Source organism: Sphingomonas montanisoli (assembly GCF_008274695.1).
GTDB classification, from domain to species: domain Bacteria; phylum Pseudomonadota; class Alphaproteobacteria; order Sphingomonadales; family Sphingomonadaceae; genus Rhizorhabdus; species Rhizorhabdus montanisoli.
In genome coordinates this window covers 710415-729661 of the sequence record NZ_VTOU01000003.1, presented here as the reverse complement: position 1 = coordinate 729661, position 19247 = coordinate 710415, and the positions used below count along the sequence as shown (strand labels likewise).

The 19247-nt window shown below is 65.5% G+C and carries 15 protein-coding genes and 1 tRNA gene; 8 read left to right on the top strand and 8 right to left on the bottom strand.

The features are described 5' to 3' along the window. Positions 1-59: 59 nt before the first annotated feature. Positions 60-632: a cell wall hydrolase gene (locus tag FYJ91_RS14785; RefSeq protein ID WP_149523021.1), complete on the bottom strand. Its 573-nt coding sequence runs from the start codon at positions 630-632 to the stop codon at positions 60-62. A 462-nt stretch (positions 633-1094) separates the two neighbouring features. On the opposite strand from FYJ91_RS14785, the gene FYJ91_RS14780 reads away from it, so the two are divergent. After that, positions 1095-2252 carry an AI-2E family transporter gene (locus FYJ91_RS14780; RefSeq protein WP_425474052.1) on the top strand — a complete coding sequence of 386 codons (1158 nt, stop codon included), beginning with the start codon at positions 1095-1097 and terminating at the stop codon, positions 2250-2252. 93 nt (positions 2253-2345) lie between these two features. Then, positions 2346-2422: transfer RNA gene (locus FYJ91_RS14775), tRNA-Asp, on the top strand. A gap of 124 nt (positions 2423-2546) precedes the next feature. On the opposite strand, the gene FYJ91_RS14770 is transcribed toward FYJ91_RS14775, so the two are convergent. From FYJ91_RS14770 to FYJ91_RS14750, 5 genes are all read right to left on the bottom strand, one after another. Beyond that, positions 2547-4361 (bottom strand): DUF885 domain-containing protein, encoded by a 1815-nt coding sequence (locus FYJ91_RS14770; RefSeq protein WP_149523019.1) that lies wholly within the window; start codon positions 4359-4361, stop codon positions 2547-2549. Between the two features lie 190 nt (positions 4362-4551). After that, positions 4552-5181, bottom strand: coding sequence for an arylesterase (locus FYJ91_RS14765; protein WP_149523018.1), 630 nt, complete (start codon positions 5179-5181; stop codon positions 4552-4554). Between the two features lie 101 nt (positions 5182-5282). Next, positions 5283-5888, bottom strand: a complete 606-nt coding sequence (locus FYJ91_RS14760) for a M23 family metallopeptidase (RefSeq protein WP_149523017.1) — start codon at positions 5886-5888, stop codon at positions 5283-5285. A gap of 10 nt (positions 5889-5898) precedes the next feature. Continuing rightward, positions 5899-6891, bottom strand: a complete 993-nt coding sequence (locus tag FYJ91_RS14755) for a L,D-transpeptidase family protein (RefSeq protein WP_246152637.1) — start codon at positions 6889-6891, stop codon at positions 5899-5901. A 108-nt stretch (positions 6892-6999) separates the two neighbouring features. Further along, complete coding sequence (locus FYJ91_RS14750; protein WP_149523015.1) at positions 7000-8586, bottom strand: peptide chain release factor 3; 1587 nt, start codon at positions 8584-8586, stop codon at positions 7000-7002. Positions 8587-8713: 127 nt separating this feature from the next. Here FYJ91_RS14750 and FYJ91_RS14745 point away from each other — a divergent pair, with 127 nt between their 5' ends. Then, the gene (locus FYJ91_RS14745; RefSeq protein ID WP_149523014.1) at positions 8714-9886 is read left to right on the top strand and encodes a BaiN/RdsA family NAD(P)/FAD-dependent oxidoreductase; all 1173 of its coding nucleotides are present in this window, start codon (positions 8714-8716) and stop codon (positions 9884-9886) included. On the opposite strand, the gene FYJ91_RS14740 is transcribed toward FYJ91_RS14745, so the two are convergent. Then, complete coding sequence (locus tag FYJ91_RS14740) at positions 9841-10995, bottom strand: acyltransferase family protein (protein ID WP_246152636.1); 1155 nt, start codon at positions 10993-10995, stop codon at positions 9841-9843. The two genes, FYJ91_RS14745 and FYJ91_RS14740, sit on opposite strands and share 46 nt — an antisense overlap. A gap of 179 nt (positions 10996-11174) precedes the next feature. Here FYJ91_RS14740 and FYJ91_RS14735 point away from each other — a divergent pair, with 179 nt between their 5' ends. Then, complete coding sequence (locus FYJ91_RS14735) at positions 11175-12908, top strand: DEAD/DEAH box helicase (RefSeq protein ID WP_149523013.1); 1734 nt, start codon at positions 11175-11177, stop codon at positions 12906-12908. Positions 12909-12919: 11 nt separating this feature from the next. On the opposite strand, the gene FYJ91_RS14730 is transcribed toward FYJ91_RS14735, so the two are convergent. Next, positions 12920-13366, bottom strand: a complete 447-nt coding sequence (locus FYJ91_RS14730; RefSeq protein WP_149523012.1) for a response regulator — start codon at positions 13364-13366, stop codon at positions 12920-12922. A gap of 165 nt (positions 13367-13531) precedes the next feature. On the opposite strand from FYJ91_RS14730, the gene FYJ91_RS20945 reads away from it, so the two are divergent. From FYJ91_RS20945 to FYJ91_RS14710, 4 genes are all read left to right on the top strand, one after another. Further along, positions 13532-15373 (top strand): methyl-accepting chemotaxis protein, encoded by a 1842-nt coding sequence (locus FYJ91_RS20945; RefSeq protein WP_149523011.1) that lies wholly within the window; start codon positions 13532-13534, stop codon positions 15371-15373. 70 nt (positions 15374-15443) lie between these two features. Next, a complete protein-coding gene (locus tag FYJ91_RS14720; RefSeq protein ID WP_149523010.1) occupies positions 15444-16814 on the top strand; it encodes a methyl-accepting chemotaxis protein in 1371 nt (456 codons plus the stop codon). Positions 16815-16828: 14 nt separating this feature from the next. Then, complete coding sequence (locus tag FYJ91_RS14715; RefSeq protein ID WP_149523009.1) at positions 16829-17110, top strand: STAS domain-containing protein; 282 nt, start codon at positions 16829-16831, stop codon at positions 17108-17110. Beyond that, entirely contained in the window at positions 17107-19233 is a 2127-nt protein-coding gene (locus FYJ91_RS14710; protein WP_149523008.1) for a chemotaxis protein CheA, read from the top strand. Before FYJ91_RS14715 ends, FYJ91_RS14710 begins: the two co-directional genes overlap by 4 nt. Positions 19234-19247: the final 14 nt, after the last annotated feature.

Genomic DNA, 19247 nt, shown 5'->3' with positions numbered 1-19247 from the left:
CCAGAAACACAAAACCCCGCCAGATGGCGGGGTCCGTGACGCGATCGGGGTGACGCCGATCAGCGGTAGAAGATGTGGTCGCCGACCGTCGACAGCTTGGTGCGCGTGCGGAAGAACGCGTTCGGGCGCTGATAGGCCGCGTGGTAGAAGACCGCGCCGGGGACGACAGCCTCGCCATCGCGTTCCATCGCCTGGCGCGAAACTTCGACCGCATTCGCCCAACGCTCGCCATCGCGGCGCGGATTGTAGCTGGCGGTGCGAAAGAACTGGCCCGGCTGGTTCACGACTTCGCAGACATTGCTGCCGAAGCGATCCTGGCCAACGCGGTTGACGATCAGCTGCGCGACCGCAAGCTGGCCGGCGCGCGGTTGGTTGGCGGCTTCGTGCATCACCACTTTGGCAAGGCATTCGAGCTGCGTGTCGAGCTTCGCCGTCGTCGCGGCGGTTTCCTTGTAGAGAACCTGGTCGACCCCGTCGTCGGCGACGATTGCGTCGGCCGTGATCTGGGTGTCGAGATTATAGGCGAGCTGAGGCTCGCTCGTCGGAATAGCCGCGTAGCCCATCACACCAGTCGCAGCAGCAAACAGCATCGCCGCAATCATCAGCGGATGTTGAGCCAGTTTCGCAGCCATTCAGCACTCCATGCCATGCGCCAATGGCCCGAAGCCGTCCCTATAAAGAACTCAACAAAACCCAGGGACGGGCGGTCATTCACGACTTGTCGCAGATGGGGCGGTGACGGAAACGTCGTGCCCCCCGGCGACCGGATCTGGCGGCCCCATGCGGTATCAACCGGCTACAGGCAACCAATCCACGATGAATCGTTTCGGTGATGCGGTGAACGGAGGAACATTTTTGGCCGTTTCGGCAACAAATCGGGACGCGAAACGCCTTCCAATGGTCACGAAAAGCTTGTCTTCATGTCACAATAACGCGCGATCGAAGGTCGGTTGGTCGAGACGTTTCGGATCGCCTGCGATATCATGCGATTCGGCATTTGAGCCTGTGGGGGAGTGCGGTTTTTGGCGGAGGCCGACGAGAATCGGTTGGCGGACGAGGTTATCGCCGAGGAACGACGCGAAAAAGTTGTCGAGATCGTGCGCGAATCGATCGTCGCGAGTGCCGATCATGCTTTTCGCCGCGATCGCCTGCTCGCCTGGTTGGCGTTGTCGGCGGGCGCGGGCCTCGTCCTTGCCGTTCCCTTCGCGCTGCGCGCCGGCGCCGAGTTTTTCCTGCCGACCACGACCGCGCTGGTGATCGCGATCGCCCTGGTGCCTTTGCTCGAATGGATGGAGCGGCGCGGTCTGCCATCGGGCCTTGCCGCGCTGTCATGCGTGCTGCTGTTCCTGACGATCGCCAATGTCGCGATCGCCTCGATCGTGGTGCCGGCCACGGACTGGTTCGCGCTGTTGCCCTCGCGGATCGCGCAGATACGGCGCAACCTGTCGCCGCTGATCGATCTCTATTCGACATTCGAACGCTTCATCGATCAGACGATGGGTGTGATCATGCGCTCTTCAGCGTCGAGCGCGCGCACCGTGCGGGTCGAATCGCCCAATTCGCTGTTCGATCTTGTCGCGACCTCGGCCCCGCACGCGATCGTCCAGATGGTGTTCGCCACGCTGGTGGTCTATTTCTTCCTGAGCGGCTGGACGCGAATGCGCCGCCGCACGATCACGAGCCGAGGCAGCTTCTCCAGCGCGATGACGACCGCGCGGGTGATCCAGGAAATGGTCGATCGCACGTCGGCCTATCTGGCGACGATCACCCTGATCAACATCGGGCTTGGCATCATCGTGTCGCTGGTCTTGTGGTTCGTCGGCATGCCGACCCCGGTGATGTGGGGCGGTCTCGTCGCGATTCTCAACTATATCCCCTATTTCGGGCCGGTGATGGCGGCGGGCCTGCTGGCCGTCGGCGGGCTGATGACCTTCGCCGATCTCGGCTACGCACTGGTGCCGGCGGCGATGTTCGTCGGCCTCCACCTGGTCGAGGCGAACCTGTTCACGCCGCTGCTGGTGGGCCGCAGGCTCACGATCAATCCGCTCCTCATCCTGATCGCCCTGAGTTTCTGGAGCTGGGTGTGGGGAACGACGGGCGCGCTGCTGGCGGTGCCGCTGCTCATCATCGTCAAGACGATCCTCGACGCGGCAGGCCGTCCCGACATCGCCGGCTTCCTGTTTGCGGAGGGCACCTTCACCAACGGACCCGATGACGAGGACTCGACCCCGTCGGCGCCGCTGGGGCGCTGATCGGGCAACCGTTTCGCCTGATGTCAGAAATTCGTCGCATCGTGCTGTTGACAGCGTATCGGCTGTCCCCTAGGTGCCCCCTCCACGCAATATGCGGGTGTAGCTCAGTTGGTTAGAGCGCCGGCCTGTCACGCCGGAGGTCGCGGGTTCGAGCCCCGTCACTCGCGCCACTTTCCTTGATGGAATGGCGGTCGGAAAAAGGGCGGGATCGCAAGATCCCGCCCTTTTCGTTTGTGGCTCTGAAGCCCTTAGCTTTCAATCATCCTCCCCCTGGCGGGGAGGATGATTCCGTTGTTACGCCTTGCTGCGCTCCGCCACGCGGGCTTCGAGCATCGTGAGCGGCAGTGCGCCGTCGAGCAGGACCTGGTGGAACTGCTTGATGTCGAACTTGGCGCCCAGCGTCGCCTTGGCGGCATCGCGCGCCTTGACCCAGCTCATATGGCCCACCTTGTAGCTGCACGCCTGGCCCGGCCACACGCAGTAACGCTCGACCTCGCGCAGCGTGCGCGGGCGGGCGAAGCCGGTCGCGCCGACCATATAATCGGTCGCCTGCTCGCGGCTCCACTTCTTGTAATGCAGCCCCGTGTCGGTCACGAGGCGCACGGCGCGGAACAGGAAGCTCTGCAGGAAGCCCGCACGGCCCAGCGGATCACCTTCATAAGCGCCCATCTCGTCGGCCAGTTGCTCGGCATAGAGCGCCCAGCCTTCGACATAGGCCCCGAACGGCGCAATCTTGCGCAGCATCGGGATGTCCTTCGATTCCTGCGCCAGGCTGATCTGCAGGTGATGTCCCGGCACGCCTTCATGATAGGTCAGTGACGGCAGGCCATATTTGGGCCAGTCGGCCGTATCTTTGAGGTTGATGTAATAGATGGCATCGCGCGAGCCATCGAGAGCGGCCGAATTGTAATAGCCGTTGGGCGCGCCGTCCTGAATGAACGGGGGCACGCGCTTGATGTCGAGCTTGGCCTTGGGCAGCGTGGCGAACGCCTGCGGCAACTTCGCCTCCATCGCCTTCACCTGGCGATTGAGGTCGGCGATCAGCTGGGCGCGCCCGGCATCGTCGTTCGAATAAAGCTGCTTAGGATCCTTGTTGAGCGCGGTCAGTCGGTCGCCGACCGACCCCTTGGTCATGCCCTGCCCCTTCAGGATCGTGTCGATCTGCGCGGTGATCTCGGCAACCTGCTCCAGGCCAAGCTTGTGGACCTCCTCGGGCGTGTAGGTGCTGGTCGTCGCGTTCATCAGCGCGTCGGCATAATATTCGTCGCCCTTGGGCAGGCGCCACACGCCCGCTTCCTTCGACGCCTTGGCGCGCAATTCGGTGATCAAAGCGATCTGACGGTCGAGCGCGGGGAAGATTTCGCCGCTGACGATCTTCTCGGCCTGGACGGCATAATCGCCGGCAATCTTCTTTTCCTTCGTGCGGCGGACGACCGATTCGACGAGGACGGTCTCGGCCGCCGGCTTGTCGCGCAGCGCCTTCAGCTGGGCCAGCGCGAGGTCGAGCGTGAAGTCCGGACCGAACACGCCCTGCGCTGCGTCGGCCTTCTGGAAGGCGGTGCTTTCATCAAGGACGCGCGCGAAATCGTGGAGGCGCGCGACATAGGCGTCGGCGTCGGCCTTCGTCTCGATCACATGCTGTGAATCGAGAAAGTCGGGGACGTTCGAATAGGGGCCGCTCAGCTGCGTGATCGCATAAGGGACATAATAGCCTGTGGTCGATCCGTAGCTGTACTTGTCGCCGCCCTTGGTGAAGGCGGTCAGCAGATAGGCGACGACGTCATAGTTGATCGCGGCGGCCGGCGAGAGCGCGGCGCGATCGATCGCCTTGACCTGCTTCAGATAGTCCTTGTTCTCGGCAAGGCTCCGGGCCTGCTCGGCCTTGGAATAATTGTCGAGCTTGCTCTTGAGCGCGACCCGCGCGCCCTTGTCATAGCCAAGGCTGGTTGCGGTCTCCGGGCTGTCATCGACGATCTTGTCGAAGATCTTGGTGAGAAGCGCGTCGAGCTTGATATCGGCGGCATTGCCGGTGGCGGCGACCGCGATGCGCGGCAGGCTGGCGACGAGCGTGGCGATGCCGGCCGCGCCGAGGAATTGACGTCTATCCATGTAATATTGCTCCCCTGTTGGGCATGGCGGGGAGACTAGAGACGGAATCGTGACACGCAAGAGCGTGTTACGCGTCTGATACGGTTCCGCTCCATTTCTCCGTCATTCCAGCGAAAGCTGGGATCTCTGGAGAGGTGCGCGGTGCTGGAGCCTCATGGGATCCCAGCTTTCGCTGGGATGACGAAAAGGGTTAGCGCGCCAGTGCCGCCCTAACCTGCGGCAATATGCCCTTCACGATCACCGCGACTCCCTTCGCATTGGGATGCAGGTTGTCACCGATGTGGAGCCCGCGATTGCCGATCATTCCGTTCAGGAAGAAGGGGTAGAGCGGCGCGCGATATTTGGCCGCCAGATCGGGGAAGATGCTGTCGAAGCGGCGACGATAATCGGCACCCAGATTGGGTGCGGCGCGCATCCCGGCGATCAGCACGGGGATATTGCGCTTCTTGAACTCGCCCAGGATCGTATCGAGATTGGCGCGCGCCTGATCGGCCGGAAGCCCGCGCAGCATGTCATTGGCGCCCAGCTCGACGATCGCGAGATCGGGCTTGGCCTTGAGCGCACCCAGCACCCAGGCAAGCCGCGCCTTGCCCTGCGCGGTCGTATCGCCCGATACGCCGGCATTGTGGACCCGCGCGGGTACTCCGCTCTTGCGCAGCGCGGCTTCGAGCTGCGGCGCGAACCCTTGCCCAGGCGGCAGCTGGTAGCCCGCCGTCAGGCTGTCTCCGAAGGCGAGGACCAGCTTGTCGGCCGCATGAGCGGGGGCGGTGGCGGAAACCAGGGCGGCGAGCGCGATCAGCGCATGGCGGAGGATCGTCATGGGTGGGATATTGGCGCTCCTTAAGCGGCTCTCAAGTGCCAACTCGTCATTGCGAGCGGAGCTTCGTCACCTGAGGCTCCTCGCAATGACGAGTGGAGGGGCTATTTCCCACTCAGTATCGCATAGGGGTTCACGGCCTTGCCCTGCCACCAGCTTTCACCGGGGGCCATCGCCTTGATCTCATAGTGAAGGTGCGGGCCTTCGGGGCTGGCGTCGCCAGTGAAGCCGACCGCGCCGATGGTCTGTCCGCGTGCGACGTTCTGCCCTTCGGCAAGGTCGGGCGCATAATGATCGAGGTGGGCGTAATAATCGACCCAGCCGCCGCCCGGCCGACGGATGTAGATGGTCAGCCCGCCCAGCTTGCTCGTGAACAATTTCTCCACCGTGCCCGCTGCCGCCGCCAGCACAGGCGTGCCGCGCGGCGCCATGATGTCGAGCGCGCCGTGCGATCGGCTGCCGTCGCCGCGCGCATCGGTGAACGTGTCCTGCAACTGCGCCGCCGTCACCCCCGCGACCGGGATCAGCAGCGGGCCTTTGGCGGGGACGACCTGCTCGGGCGCGGCAGGCGCGGCGATCGTCTTGGCCGGGCCGACCATCGCCTTGGGTTGCGGCGTGTCGGCGCCGGGCAGGTTAAGATAGATAACCCACCCCACATAAAAGATAACCGCCACGAGCAGGATGATCGCGATGCGGTGGATTATCCTCATGCGTGCGGCCTCAGTTCTGGAAGATCGCCGGAGTGCCCGGCTTCACCATCATCGCGACGCGCGCTGCATCCCAGTTGGTCAGGCGGATGCAGCCATGGCTTTCGGTCTTGCCGATATTCTCCGGCCGCGGCGTGCCGTGAATGCCGTAATGCGCTTTGTTCAGGTCCATCCACACCACCCCCACCGGGCCGTTCGGGCCGGGTTGCAGCAACGCCTTGTCGTCCTTCGACGAGGCATCCCAGAACAATTTGGGATTGTAATGGAAGGGCGGGTTGTACGCTACGCCCTGAATCTTCCAGGTCCCGATAGGCAAAGGATCCTTCGCGCTGCCCATCGTGGCTGGGAATTGCGCGATCAGCTTGCCGCCCTCACCGATCACGCGGAGCACGCTGTCGGACTTGTCGACCACGATCTTCACCGCCTTGGGCTGATCCGATCCGACGTTGAGCGTCCACAACGTATCGCGCCATTCGGGCTTGAGGTCGGCAGAATATTCGCGCGCCGCAGGAATGACGTTGGGCACCTTGATCTCGCTGCCGGGATCGAGCTTGGGCTTTTCGGGATTGAGCGCGGCGAGCGTCGCGGGAGTGGTGTGATATCGCTCGGCCAGCTTCTCGTTCACGTCCGAATAGCCGATCGTCTTGAGCTTCGCCTGATCGCCCTCGTCCTTCGGGATTGGGCCGACGAAGGGGCCGGCGAGGATCTGCTCGTCGAGCTTGATCGTGATGACGGTCGGCATGCCGCGATAGGCGTCGAACTTCGCCTGCGTCGCGGCGTCGAGCTTGCCTGTCGCCTTGAGGCCGTTCGCTTCCTGATAGCCCTTGAGCGCCTGCGTATAGGAGGCACCCGATCTGCCGTCGATCACGCCGGGTCCGAAGCCGAGCCGGTCGAGCAGCACCTGCGCGCCCATCACACCGGAATCGGGGCCGGTGGAGGGCGCCTTTGCGGGTTGGGCCAGCGCGGCGGCGGGGATCAGGGCGATGGCGGCGAGCAAATAACGCAAAGGGCAGTCCTCTCGATCTTGAGAGGGCAGAACGTGCCGGAACCGAAATCTATCCCCAGCCACCCCCATACGTCATCCCGGCTTTCGCTGGGATGACGGCGAAGGCGATCAGTGCCGCTCCTTGGTCGCCGAGAAGCGGATGTTGGGGAAGCGGCCGGTGATGTAGTTCAGCTCCCACGCATCCTTCGCCATGAACACCGGCGCCCCATCGCGGTCGGCGGCCATCGCGCTGCGATGGAGTCCTTCGAACTCGGCGATCGCCTTGGGATCGTCCGATGCGATCCAGCGCGCCGTGTCCCATGGTGAGGGTTCGAACGCCGCATCGACCTTATACTCGGCCTGCAGGCGGCTGATCAGCACGTCGAGCTGGAGCTGACCGACGACGCCCACCACCATCTGCGAACCGATCTGCGGCACGAACACCTGCATCACGCCCTCTTCGGCCATGTCGTTGAGCGCGGTGCGCAACTGCTTGGTCTTGGTGGGATCGACCAGCTTCACGCGGCGCAGGATTTCGGGCGCGAAATTGGGAATGCCGGTGAAGCGGATCGTCTCCCCGCTTTCCAGCAGCGTATCGCCCACGCGCAAGGTGCCGTGGTTGGGAATGCCGATGATGTCGCCGGGGAAGGCTTCTTCGGCCAGTTCGCGGTTCTGCGCGAAGAACAGGATCGGGCTGTGCACCGCGATCGACTTGCCGGTGCCTACCTGGTTGAGTTTCATGCCGCGTTTGAACTTGCCCGAGCACAACCGCATGAAGGCGACGCGGTCGCGATGCTGCGGGTTCATGTTGGCCTGCACCTTGAACACGAAGCCCGCGACCTGCGGTTCGGACGGGTCGACGTCGCGCGGGTCGCCCGGCTGCGGGCGCGGCGAGGGGGCGAAATCGGCCAGCGCGTCGATCAGCTGCTCGACCCCGAAATCCTTCAGGGCCGATCCGAAATAGACCGGCGTGAGATCGCCGTTGAGATAAGCGGTCTCGTCGAACGGCGCATAGCCGACCTGCGCCAGCTCGGCCTCCTCCCGCAGCAGCGCGAGGCCCTGCGCCGACAGCATGTCCTCCAGCTGCGAATCGCCAAGGCCCGCAACCGAGGCGGCGTCGCCCTCATAAGCGCCGGTCGCGTCGGCGGCTGGGCGGTGGAGCCGATCCCTGGCGAGATCGTAGATCCCTTCGAACTGGCCGCCCATGCCGACCGGCCAGCTCATCGGACAGACATCGAGCGCGAGCGCGTCGGCCACCTCGTCGAGCAGTTCGAAGGGCGGGCGGCCCTCGCGATCGACCTTGTTGACGAAGGTGATGATCGGAACGGAGCGCAGGCGGCAGACCTCGAACAGCTTGCGGGTCTGCGGCTCGATGCCCTTGGCGGCGTCGATCACCATCACCGCCGAATCGACCGCGGTCAGCGTGCGATAGGTGTCTTCGCTGAAATCCTCGTGGCCCGGCGTGTCGAGCAGGTTGAAGGTGATGCCGTCGCGCTCGAACGTCATCACCGACGACGTGACCGAGATGCCGCGCTGCTGCTCGATCTTCATCCAGTCCGATCGCGCGCGCCGATTCTGGCCGCGCGCCTTCACCTCGCCGGCGAGATGGATCGCGCCGCCGAAATAGAGCAGCTTTTCGGTCAACGTGGTCTTGCCGGCGTCGGGATGCGAGATGATCGCGAAGGTGCGGCGGTCGGGGCGGTTCGGCTTGCTCATGATGGCGGCGGCGGATAGCAGCCTTCGGACTGAAACCCAACCAACCCCCGTTCGTGTTCGAGCGACGTCGAGGCGCGCTGGCTTGGTGGACCGTGTCTCGACTTCGCTCGACACGAACGGAGATGAGATGGCTTTTGACGTGATCATCATCGGCGCCGGTGCCGCCGGCATGATGTGCGCGCTCACTGCGGGGCAGCGCGGGCGGCGGGTGCTGCTGCTCGATCATCTCGATCGGGCCGGGGCGAAAATCCTGGTTTCGGGCGGCGGGCGGTGCAATTTCACCAATGTGAACGGTGGGATCGCCGATCGCTACCTTTCGGCCAACCCGCATTTCGCCAAGTCGGCGCTGGGGCGCTTTGCACCGGGCGACTTCGTCGCGATGGTCGACGCTTACGGCATCGCCTGGCACGAAAAGACGCTGGGCCAGCTGTTCTGCGACGGATCGGCCAAGCAGATCGTCGCGATGCTCGCAGACGAGTGCGCGAAGGGCGGAGTCGAAACGCGGCTGCTCACCCGAATCGTCGGGATCGCGCATGCGGACGGGATGTATCGCGTCGAGACTTCGGCAGGAGAGGTCTGCGCGCCGTCGCTGGTGATCGCGACGGGCGGCCCGTCGATCCCGAAGATGGGCGCGACCGGCTTCGCTTATGATGTCGCGCGGCAGTTCGGCTTGAAGGTCGTCGAGCCGCGCCCGGCGCTGGTGCCGCTGACACTGGGCGCCGATGATCGGCTGTTCGAGCAATTGTCGGGCGTGTCGCTCGATGTCATCGCGTCGTCGGGCAAGACGAGTTTCCGCGAGGCGGCATTGTTCACGCATCGCGGGCTTTCCGGTCCGGCGATCCTCCAGATCAGCAGCTATTGGCGCAATGGCGGGGAGATCGCGCTCGATCTGCTGCCCGATGCGGGCGCGACGATGCTGGTCGATGCCAAGGCGGCGCGCCCCAAGGCCGAGTTCCGCACCGTGCTGCGCGATCTCTTCGCCGATCGGCTCGCCGATGCACTGGCCGATCGGCTGGCGCTGTCGGGCACGATGGCCGGCCTGAAGGACCAGGCGCTGGCCGATGCGGGGGGGCGGCTGAAGGGCTGGCGCTTTACGCCGTCAGGGTCGGAGGGATTCGCCAAGGCCGAGGTGACGATCGGCGGGGTTTCGACCGACGGCCTCGATCAGAAGGGTCTAATGGCGAAGAAGGTGCCAGGGCTGCACTTCATCGGTGAGGCGGTCGATGTGACCGGCTGGCTCGGCGGCTATAATTTTCAATGGGCTTGGGCCAGCGGACGGGCGGCGGGCGAGGTCGCCTGACGGCGCCCACCGATTCGGCCGCCGCTCAACGTCTCCGCCACCTTCGGGGAAACCGCGACGATCGCCTGCGCCAGCCCGATCGCGAAGCCGAGGGCGAGCAGCGGCTGCAGGATGAAATAGGCTGGCCACCAGCGGCTGCCCATCGGCCCGGTCAGGTCGCCGATCGCAGGGCCGATCAGCCACATGAAGATCAGGTGCGAGCAGAACAGGAAGAAGGCGTAGCGTTCGAGGACGAGCGCGCGGCGCCCGGCTGCGGTCTGCGCCAGCGCGATCGCGCAGCGCCAGACGAGCAGTGCCGCCGCCGCCCGCAGGGCAAGGTCGGTCGAGGCGAGCAGAAAACGGTGATAGTCGGCCGATCCGTGGCCCCAGATCGACAGCAATGTCTTGGGCACGACCAGGATCGCGAATGGCAAGGCCGCCTGCCACCAGGGCAGGATCGCGAGTCGTTCGGCCCAGCCGTGGCGGCGCGCGATGATACCCAGCGTGAAGAACATCAGGATCGACGGGCGCAGCAGGATCGGCGCATTATATTCGGAGATCATGTAGATGCCGCTCAGCACCGCGACGCTCGCCAGCGCACTCGTCGGCCAGCGGGCGATGACCGGCGCGATCAGCATGCACAGGAACAGGTCGCGCAGAAATCCCATCTGCACGTTGATGTCGCCCGCGCGGGTGAGTTCGAGCATATTGTCGAGCACCCAGCGCAGGTCGCCCAGCAGCGGCGCGGGTACGATCCGGAGCGCACCCGCACCCACCACCAGCACGATCGCGATGGCGTTCCACAGCAGCATCGGCAGCAGGATCGCGCGCGTCTTGCCGCCGACGAACACGCGATAGCTGCGCTTCGTCACCGAACCCGCGACCAGCCAGCCTGAAATGATGCTGAGCAGCGGCACCGCGCTGCGCCCAAACAGTTCGACCAGCGACCAGCGCAGCACGTCCTGCCCCGATCCGGCGAGCGCGGTCATCTTGTCTCCACCCAGGCCGGTCCAGGCGTGAACATAGACCACACCCAATATGCAGATCAGTCGCGACAGGCCGATCGCATCGGACACCGCCGGCATCGGCGTGCGCTTCTTGGTCCAGTCGGGCATCGGTATGGCGTCCATCCGCATCAGCCTAATTCCCGCGCCTGAACCGAAGCTGTCATCCTTTCGTCTGCGTCACGGCTCATCGCGCGGGCGGCACGGACAAACGCCCGCTGGCTTTTTCGGCGATCCGCAGCTATAGCCCCGCGATCAGAGCCAGCGCGCTTCCAGGCGCCCGCCACCCAGATATCGGAACCTCGATGCCCTTTTCTTCCCTGCCGCGGCCTGTCGCGGAGGCAATTACCGAGCGTGGCTACACCGCGCCCACCCCTGTCCAGGCCGCTGTCATCACGGAGGAAGCGATCGGTCGCGACCTTCTGGTCTCCGCGCAGACCGGATCGGGCAAGACCGTCGCTTATGGTCTGGCCATTGCCGACACCTTGCTCGGCGGGTCCGACACGCTGCCGCGTGCGGGCGAGCCGCTCGCGCTCGTCATCGCGCCGACGCGCGAACTGGCGCTGCAGGTCCAGCGCGAGCTGCAATGGCTCTACGCCAAGCTGGGCGCGCGGGTCGCGAGTTGCGTCGGCGGCATGAACGTCCGGGTCGAACAGCGCAATCTCTCCTATGGTTGCCACATCGTCGTCGGCACGCCGGGGCGCCTTAAGGACCATCTGGAACGCGGGAACCTGCAGCCGGGCTCCCTGCGCGCCGTCGTTCTCGACGAAGCGGACGAAATGCTCGACCTGGGCTTCCGGGAAGATCTCGAGGAAATCCTCGATCTCACCCCGCCTGAGCGTCGCACCCTGCTGTTTTCGGCGACGATGCCCAAGCCGATCGCCTTGCTCGCCAAGCGGTACCAGCGCGACGCGCTGCGCATCCAGACGACCAGCGAGCGCGAGAGCCACGCCGACATCGATTATCGCGCGATGGCGGTCGCTCCGGCCGACATCCAGAACGCCGTCGTGAACGTTCTGCGCTTCCATGAAGCCAAGGGTGCGATGGTGTTCTGCGCCACCCGCGAAAATGTCCGCCGCCTGTCGGCAACGTTGACGGAGCGCGGCTTTTCGGCGGTGACCTTGTCGGGTGAACTCAGCCAGAATGAGCGCAACCATGCGCTGCAGGCGCTGCGCGATCGCCGTGCGCGGGTCTGCATCGCGACCGACGTCGCGGCGCGCGGCATCGATCTTCCCGGACTCGAACTGGTCATCCACGCCGAGCTGCCGATCAACCCGGAAACGCTCCAGCACCGTTCGGGCCGTACCGGCCGCGCGGGCAAGAAGGGCACTTGCGTCCTGATCGCCCCCTATCAGCGCCGCCGCCATGCCGAACGGCTGCTGCGCGCCGCCAATGTCAACGCGACGTGGGAATCGGTGCCCAGCCCCGATGCGATCTACGCGCGGGATCAGGAACGGCTGGTCGCCAGCCTGGAAGTCGGCGAGATCGCCGAGGAGGATCTGATCGTCGCCCGCAAGCTGCTCGAGACGACCAGTGCCGAGGATATCGCCGCCGCCTTCGTGCGCACGCAGCGCCAGAGCCTGCCCGCGCCCGAGGATCTGATTGACGCATCGCCGGCCGCACCCGGCCAGCGGCCCGAACGCGAGCAGGGGCCGCGCCCCGGTTTTGAGGATACCGTCTGGTTCCGCATGAATGTCGGTCGCAATGCCAATGCCGATCCGCGCTGGTTGCTGCCTTTGCTGTGCCGTCGCGGCCACATCACGAAGCGGGATATCGGCGCGATTCGCATCCTGCCGGGCGAAACCCGGTTCGAGGTTCCGCGCGGTATCGCCGCCAAGTTCGCCGATGCCGTGCGCCGTACGGCGGGTGAGGATGACGGCGTGATCATCGAGCCGGCCGGCGATGGACCGCCGCCCGCCGAACGTCCGCGCCTGTCGCGCGCTCCCGGTGATCGGCCACAGGGTGATCGGCCGCAGGGCGAGCGTCGCGGTCCTCCGCGCGGCCCGCATCGCGGCCCTCCGCGTCGTCGGCCTTCGTAAGCGCCCCGATCCTAAACGGCGGGCGGCCTCAGGCCGTCCGCCTGTCGCGCGCCGACCGATGGCAGCATCAGCGCATTTGGCGCGGCGTCGCGAATCGCGCGTGTCATCGCATGCGCGCTGATCGGTTTTTCGAGCAGACACACGGCGAGCGGAGCCGCATTGCGCAGGCGATCGTGATCGGCCGACATGATGATCGCCGGGGTCGCCGGCGCGATCCGGCGCAACCGCATCGCCAGCGTGGTGCCGTCCATGTCCGGCAGCCCCATGTCGATCAGGAAGATGTCGAATCGCCGCGTCATCGCCGCCAGCGCCTCGGTGCCGCTCGACGTCGAGACGACAGTGAGCCCCAGCGTTTCGAGCAGCAGCGACAGGCTTAGCCGAACGGATTCGTCGTCCTCGACGATCAGGATGCAGGCGGGTGATTCCATATCGTCATGATAGCCGTCCCAAGCCGTCATGGCGCGCAGGGCTAATACCTAATTCTATGTCGAATTCTGCATAACTGCCGACGAAATCATCCTATTTCCGGTCTCGCTCATGGTGAACGGGCGGCTAACCATTTCTTCAGGAAAGGACGGCATCCTCGCGGCCGACAAGACCAGAGTCGCCTTGCGAGGATCAGGATGCGCCTACTCACCCACACCAGCGTCACCGCCAAGATCGGCATGGTGATGGCGATGATGTCGATCACGTCGACCGCGATCACCGCGATCGCGTGCTGGCGGATGTCGACCCTGTCGGATGACTATGGGCAGCTGAGCGCCAAGGAATATCCCGCGGTCGTGCAGATGGGCGTGGCCAATCGCGCGACGGTGGAGATGGTCTATGCCGCCTATCGGGCGATGGCCTATCCGGCCGCCCACACCCAGGCGAAGATCGCGCGTTCGATGAGCCGTTTCGGCTATGGTGATGCGGGCGAGGCGCTCGACAAGGCGGCGAAGCTCAATCCTTCGATCGCGGGCGACGTCGCCTCGATCCGTACCCAGCTCGACGCGATCAACACGCTCAACCAGGCGGCCGTCACCGACAGCGCGAGCGACAATGACGAGGCCGCCCGCCGCAAGCTCGCACAGGTCGACCTGAAGCTTGCCGATTTCTCGGATTCGATCGCCAATCTCAACGACCGGCTCGAAGCGGGCGTGACCGATCGTACCAAGGTGCTCGAAGCCGACGCGTACGCCACGTTGCTCACGGTACTGGCGTGCTGGGGTATCGCCGTCATCCTGTTCACGGCGTTCGGCTATGTCATCGCGCGGCTCGGCATCGTGAACCCGATCGCGCGGCTGACCGACCGTATGGCGAAGCTTACCAAGGGCGACGATCAGAGCGGCATTCCCGGCTACAACCGCAAGGACGAACTCGGCACGATGGCCCGCGCGCTCGAAGTGTTCTGCACGGCATCGATCGCCAAGGGCAAGATGGAGGCCGCGAAGGCCGAAGCCGATGCCGAACAGGCGCGGGTTGTCGATCTGGTCAGTGGCGCGCTGGGCCGGCTCGCCGAACGCGACCTGACCGTGTCGATCAACGAGACCGTGGGCGACGCTTATCTGCGCCTGCGCGACGATTTCAACGACGCGGTCGGCGAGCTGCTCGAAGCGATGCGCCAGATCGACGAGGCCACCAACGGCATCGGCAGCGGCGCGCAGCAGATCAGCGCCGCGTCCGACGATCTTTCGCGCCGCACCGAGCAACAGGCGTCGAGCCTCGAGGAATCGGCGGCGGCGATGGATCAGGTCACCGTGTCGGTGCAGGGTTCGGCCCGCAGCGCGGAACAGGTCAATCAGCTCGTCGGCATCGCGCATGGCGATGCGGCGGAGGGTGGTCGCATCGTCCGTCAGGCGATCACTGCGATGGACGGCATCGCCGCTTCGTCGAGCCAGATCGGCCAGATCGTGACGATGATCGACGGCATCGCGTTCCAGACCAACCTCCTCGCGCTCAACGCGGGCGTCGAGGCGGCGCGCGCGGGCGATGCGGGCAAGGGCTTCGCCGTTGTCGCCAACGAGGTGCGCGCGCTGGCACAGCGTTCGGCCGATGCCGCCAGCGACATCAAGGATCTGATCGGCAAGGCGGGCCAGCAGGTCGAAGGCGGCGTCAAGCTCGTCGGCCAGACCGGCGAGGCGCTCGACCGCATCCTCGGCCGCATCGCCGAGATCAACCACCTCGCCGCCGGCATCAGCGAGGCGACGGTCGCCCAGGCATCCAGCATCGAGCAGGTCAACGTCGCCGTCACCGAGATGGACCGCACCACGCAGCAAAATGCCGCAATGGTCGAGGAATCGACCGCGGCCGCGCGCAGCCTGCATGGCGAGGCCGATCGACTGGCCGCTCTGGTCGGCCGCTTCCGGCTCGGCGCCGATCACATGCGCGCTCCGATGCCGTCGCCCGCGACGGGGATGCGCGCCGTTCACGGTAATCTGGCACTCAAGATCGACGTCGCTGAGGATGACTGGGCCGAATTCTAAACCCGTCTCTTAACGCTTCATTATCCATATTCCGCCCAAGCTGCGCGCAGATACCGATCGAGGAGTCCCAATGACCTGGTTCAACAGCCTGTCCTTCGAAAAGAAGGTGCGTGTCGTGGGGGCGATCTTCGTCGCGATGCTCTTCGTGAGCGCCATCGCCGGGTTCGTCGTGCCGGGTGCGGCGGGCTATGTAGCGCTGGTTCTGGCCGTGGCGGGCGCCGTGGGCGCTTTTGCGGCCGGCCGTATCATCGGTACGCCGATCGCCGATCTGACCAGCAGCGTCGAACGCTTTTGCGACGACGACGGCAGGATGCCGGACCGTTATATTGACCGCGCCGATTGTGTCGGGCGGATCAATCGCGCGATGCTGCACATCCGTAATCTGGGTGACGAGATGGTCTCCGATCGCGATGCGGACCGCAAGGCGCTCGATACCGCGATCGCTTCGGTCGGGGAGGGGTTGAAGCGTCTTGCGGAGGGTCGCGCCGGTCAACCGATCACGGCTCCCTTCGGCGATGGCTACGAATCGCTCCGCCTCGATTTCAACCGCGCCGACGTACAGCTTGGCGAATTGCTGAGCCGCGTCGCACGGGTCTCTTCGGGCATCATCACGGGTGCCGGCGAAATCGCCCAGGCGTCTGACGATCTCGCCCGCCGCACCGAGCAGCAGGCATCGAGCCTCGAACAGACCGCGGCCGCGATGGCCGACATCACCACCACGGTCCGCGAGACCGCGCAGGGCGCCGCCCACGTCAACCAGTCGGTCGGCGAGGCACATCGCGATGCCGAGGCCGGCGGCCGCATCGTGCGCGACGCCGTGTCCGCCATGGCGGGGATCGAAAAGTCGTCGTCCGAGATCGGCCAGATCGTCACCCTGATCGACGGCATCGCCTTCCAGACCAATCTGCTCGCGCTCAACGCAGGCGTCGAAGCCGCGCGAGCCGGCGATGCAGGCAAAGGCTTTGCGGTCGTCGCCAACGAAGTGCGCGCTCTGGCGCAGCGCTCGGCGGATGCCGCCAAGGATATCAAGGAACTGATCGCCGCCAGCTCGGCGCAGGTCGAGACGGGCGTTCAGCTCGTCGGCCAGACCGGGCAGGCGCTCGATCGGATCGTCACCCGCGTGGCGGAGATCGCGGCGCTGGTCGCGCAGATCTCGTCGGCTGCGGAGACCCAGGCGGGCAATCTGCAACAGGTCAACGGCGTCGTCGGCGACATGGACAAGATGACTCAGCAGAATGCCGCGATGGTCGAACAGTGCAGCGCGGCGGCGCGCAGCCTGCGCGACGAGGCTGCGACGCTGGGCAGCCTGGTCGGCAATCGCGCCGAGCCCGCATCCTTCGCTGAGCCCGTTACCGCGCACCGCCGCGTCGCCAGACCTGTCGTGCAGGGCAACCTCGCCCGCGCGATCGAGCCGAGCGACGAGGACTGGAGCGAGTTCTGAACGGAGAGCCGGCCATGACGCGGATCATCCTTCCCCAGACGATCGACCGCCAGACGGTCGCCGACCAGATCGAGCCGTTGCGCGCGGCCTTTGCGGGCGGCGAACCGATCGAGATCGTGTGCGACGCCGTGGAACAGATCGGTCAGGCCGGGCTGCAATTGTTGATGAGCGCGGTCCGCACGGGTCGTGAAACGGGGGTGGCGCTGTCGCTGAGCGGCGCCGGGGGCGCGGTGGAGGCCGCGGCACGGCTGGCGGGCATGTCCGACATGCTGTTCATGAGCGGAGACGCACGATGAAACTGGAAGAAATCCAGGACATCTTCTTCCAGGAATGCGACGAAGGTCTGGGCCAAGCCGAAGCGGGCCTGCTCGCGCTGCAGGGCGGCGCGCAGGATGACGAGACGGTCAACACCGTCTTCCGCGCAGTCCATTCGATCAAGGGCGGATCGGGCGCGTTCGGCTTCGAACGGCTTCAGGCGTACACCCATCATTTCGAAACGCTGCTCGATCAGCTGCGCGAGGGCGAACATGCACTGACGCCGGGCCTGATCGGCCTGCTGCTCGCCGCGTTCGATATGCTCGCCGATCATGTCGCGGCGGCACGTGGCGATCAGCCGACACCCGACGATGCGGGCATGTTGCAACGGCTTCAGGAGACGGCGAGCGGGGCAGGGGCCGCTATTGAGGTCGTGGACGATACGGGGCTTGCCGCAGCACTCGACTTCGATCTCGACGGGCTGCTGGGCGATCTCGACACCGGCGAGGATCCGTTCGCCGACTGGGAACGCGATACGGCGGAAGACGAGCATATCGATGCGACCCGCCTGTTCGTGCGCCCGCGTGAAGGCGCGCTGGCGCATGGTGGCGAACCGCTGCTGCTGATCCGCGAACTGGTCGACATGGGCGGCATCATCCGCGCGGTCGATGCCTCGGCCGTTCCCACGATCGACCGTTTTGATGCGACGGGCGCCTATCTTGGCTGGCATGTCGACGTGCCGGCGACGGTGGCGCGCAGCGATATCGAGGAGATCTTCGAATTCGTCGCCGACGATTGCCTGCTCGAGTTCAAGGGCAATGCGGCGCCGGTGGTAGAAGCTATCGTCGAGGACGGCGCAATCGCCGAAGTCGAGCCGGCGATCGAGCCCGCGCCGCTCACCAACGTGCTGCCCTTCGTCGCGCCCGCCGAACCGGCCAAAGCCGACATGGCTCCCGCCGAGTTACCGGCAAGCGCGACGCAGAGCATGACGGCGACGATCCGCGTCGACCTGGAAAAGCTCGATCGGCTGATCAACCTGGTCGGCGAACTCGTCATCACCCAGGCGATGCTGGCGCAGCGGCTCCACAATTCGGGGCTCGCGCAGATCGAGGAACTCAACGACCTCGATCACCTGACCCGCGAGCTGCAGGACAGCGCGATGTCGATCCGTGCGCAGCCGATCCGGTCGGTGTTCAGCCGCGTACCGCGCATCATCCGCGAAGTCACCGCGTCCACCGGCAAGGAAGTGCGCCTGGAGGTCGAGGGCGAGGCGACCGAGCTCGACAAGACCGTCGTCGAGCGGATCGGCGAGCCGTTGACCCACCTGATCCGCAACGCGATCGATCACGGCCTCGAAAGCCCCGAGGAGCGCCTTGCCGCCGGCAAGAGCGCCGAAGGCCGCATCCGCCTGACCGCCGAACATCGTTCGGGCCGGATCGTGATCTGTGTGTCGGATGACGGTCGGGGCATCGATCGGCCGCGCGTGCTCGCCAAGGCGATCGAACGCGGTCTCGTCGCGCCCGAAGCGCGCCTCAGCGATGAGGACATCGACAATCTGATCTTCTCGCCGGGCTTCTCGACCGCGGCGACCGTATCGAACATTTCGGGCCGCGGCGTTGGCATGGATGTGGTCCGCCGCAACGTGCAGGCGCTGGGCGGTCGCATCACGATCGCCTCGACGCCCGGCAAGGGCACGACCTTCACGCTGGCATTGCCGCTGACGCTCGCGATCCTTGACGGGATGATCGTCACGGTGGGTGCGGAGACCTATGTCATCCCGCTCACCCACATCATCGAAAGCGTCCAGCCCGAACCCGAAGATATCAAATATATCGGCGCCAACCAGCCGATGATCTCGGTGCGTGGCAGCTGGCTGCCGGTCCAGTCGGTCGCGAATCAATTTGCGATCCCAGGCGCGCAGGTCGATCCGGCCAAGGCGGTGCTGATCGTCGTCGAATCCGAAGCCGCAGGGCAGGCGGTGCTGATGGTCGACGAGATCTGCGATCAGCGCCAGGTCGTCATCAAGAGCCTGGAGACCAATTATCGCCAGGTCGAAGGACTGGCGGGGGCCACCATCCTGGGCGATGGCCGCGTCGCTTTGATCCTCGACGTCGAAGGCGTCACCACCGTCCGCGCGCCCGATCGCGCGCTGCGTCGCGCCTGATCGATCGACCGCGT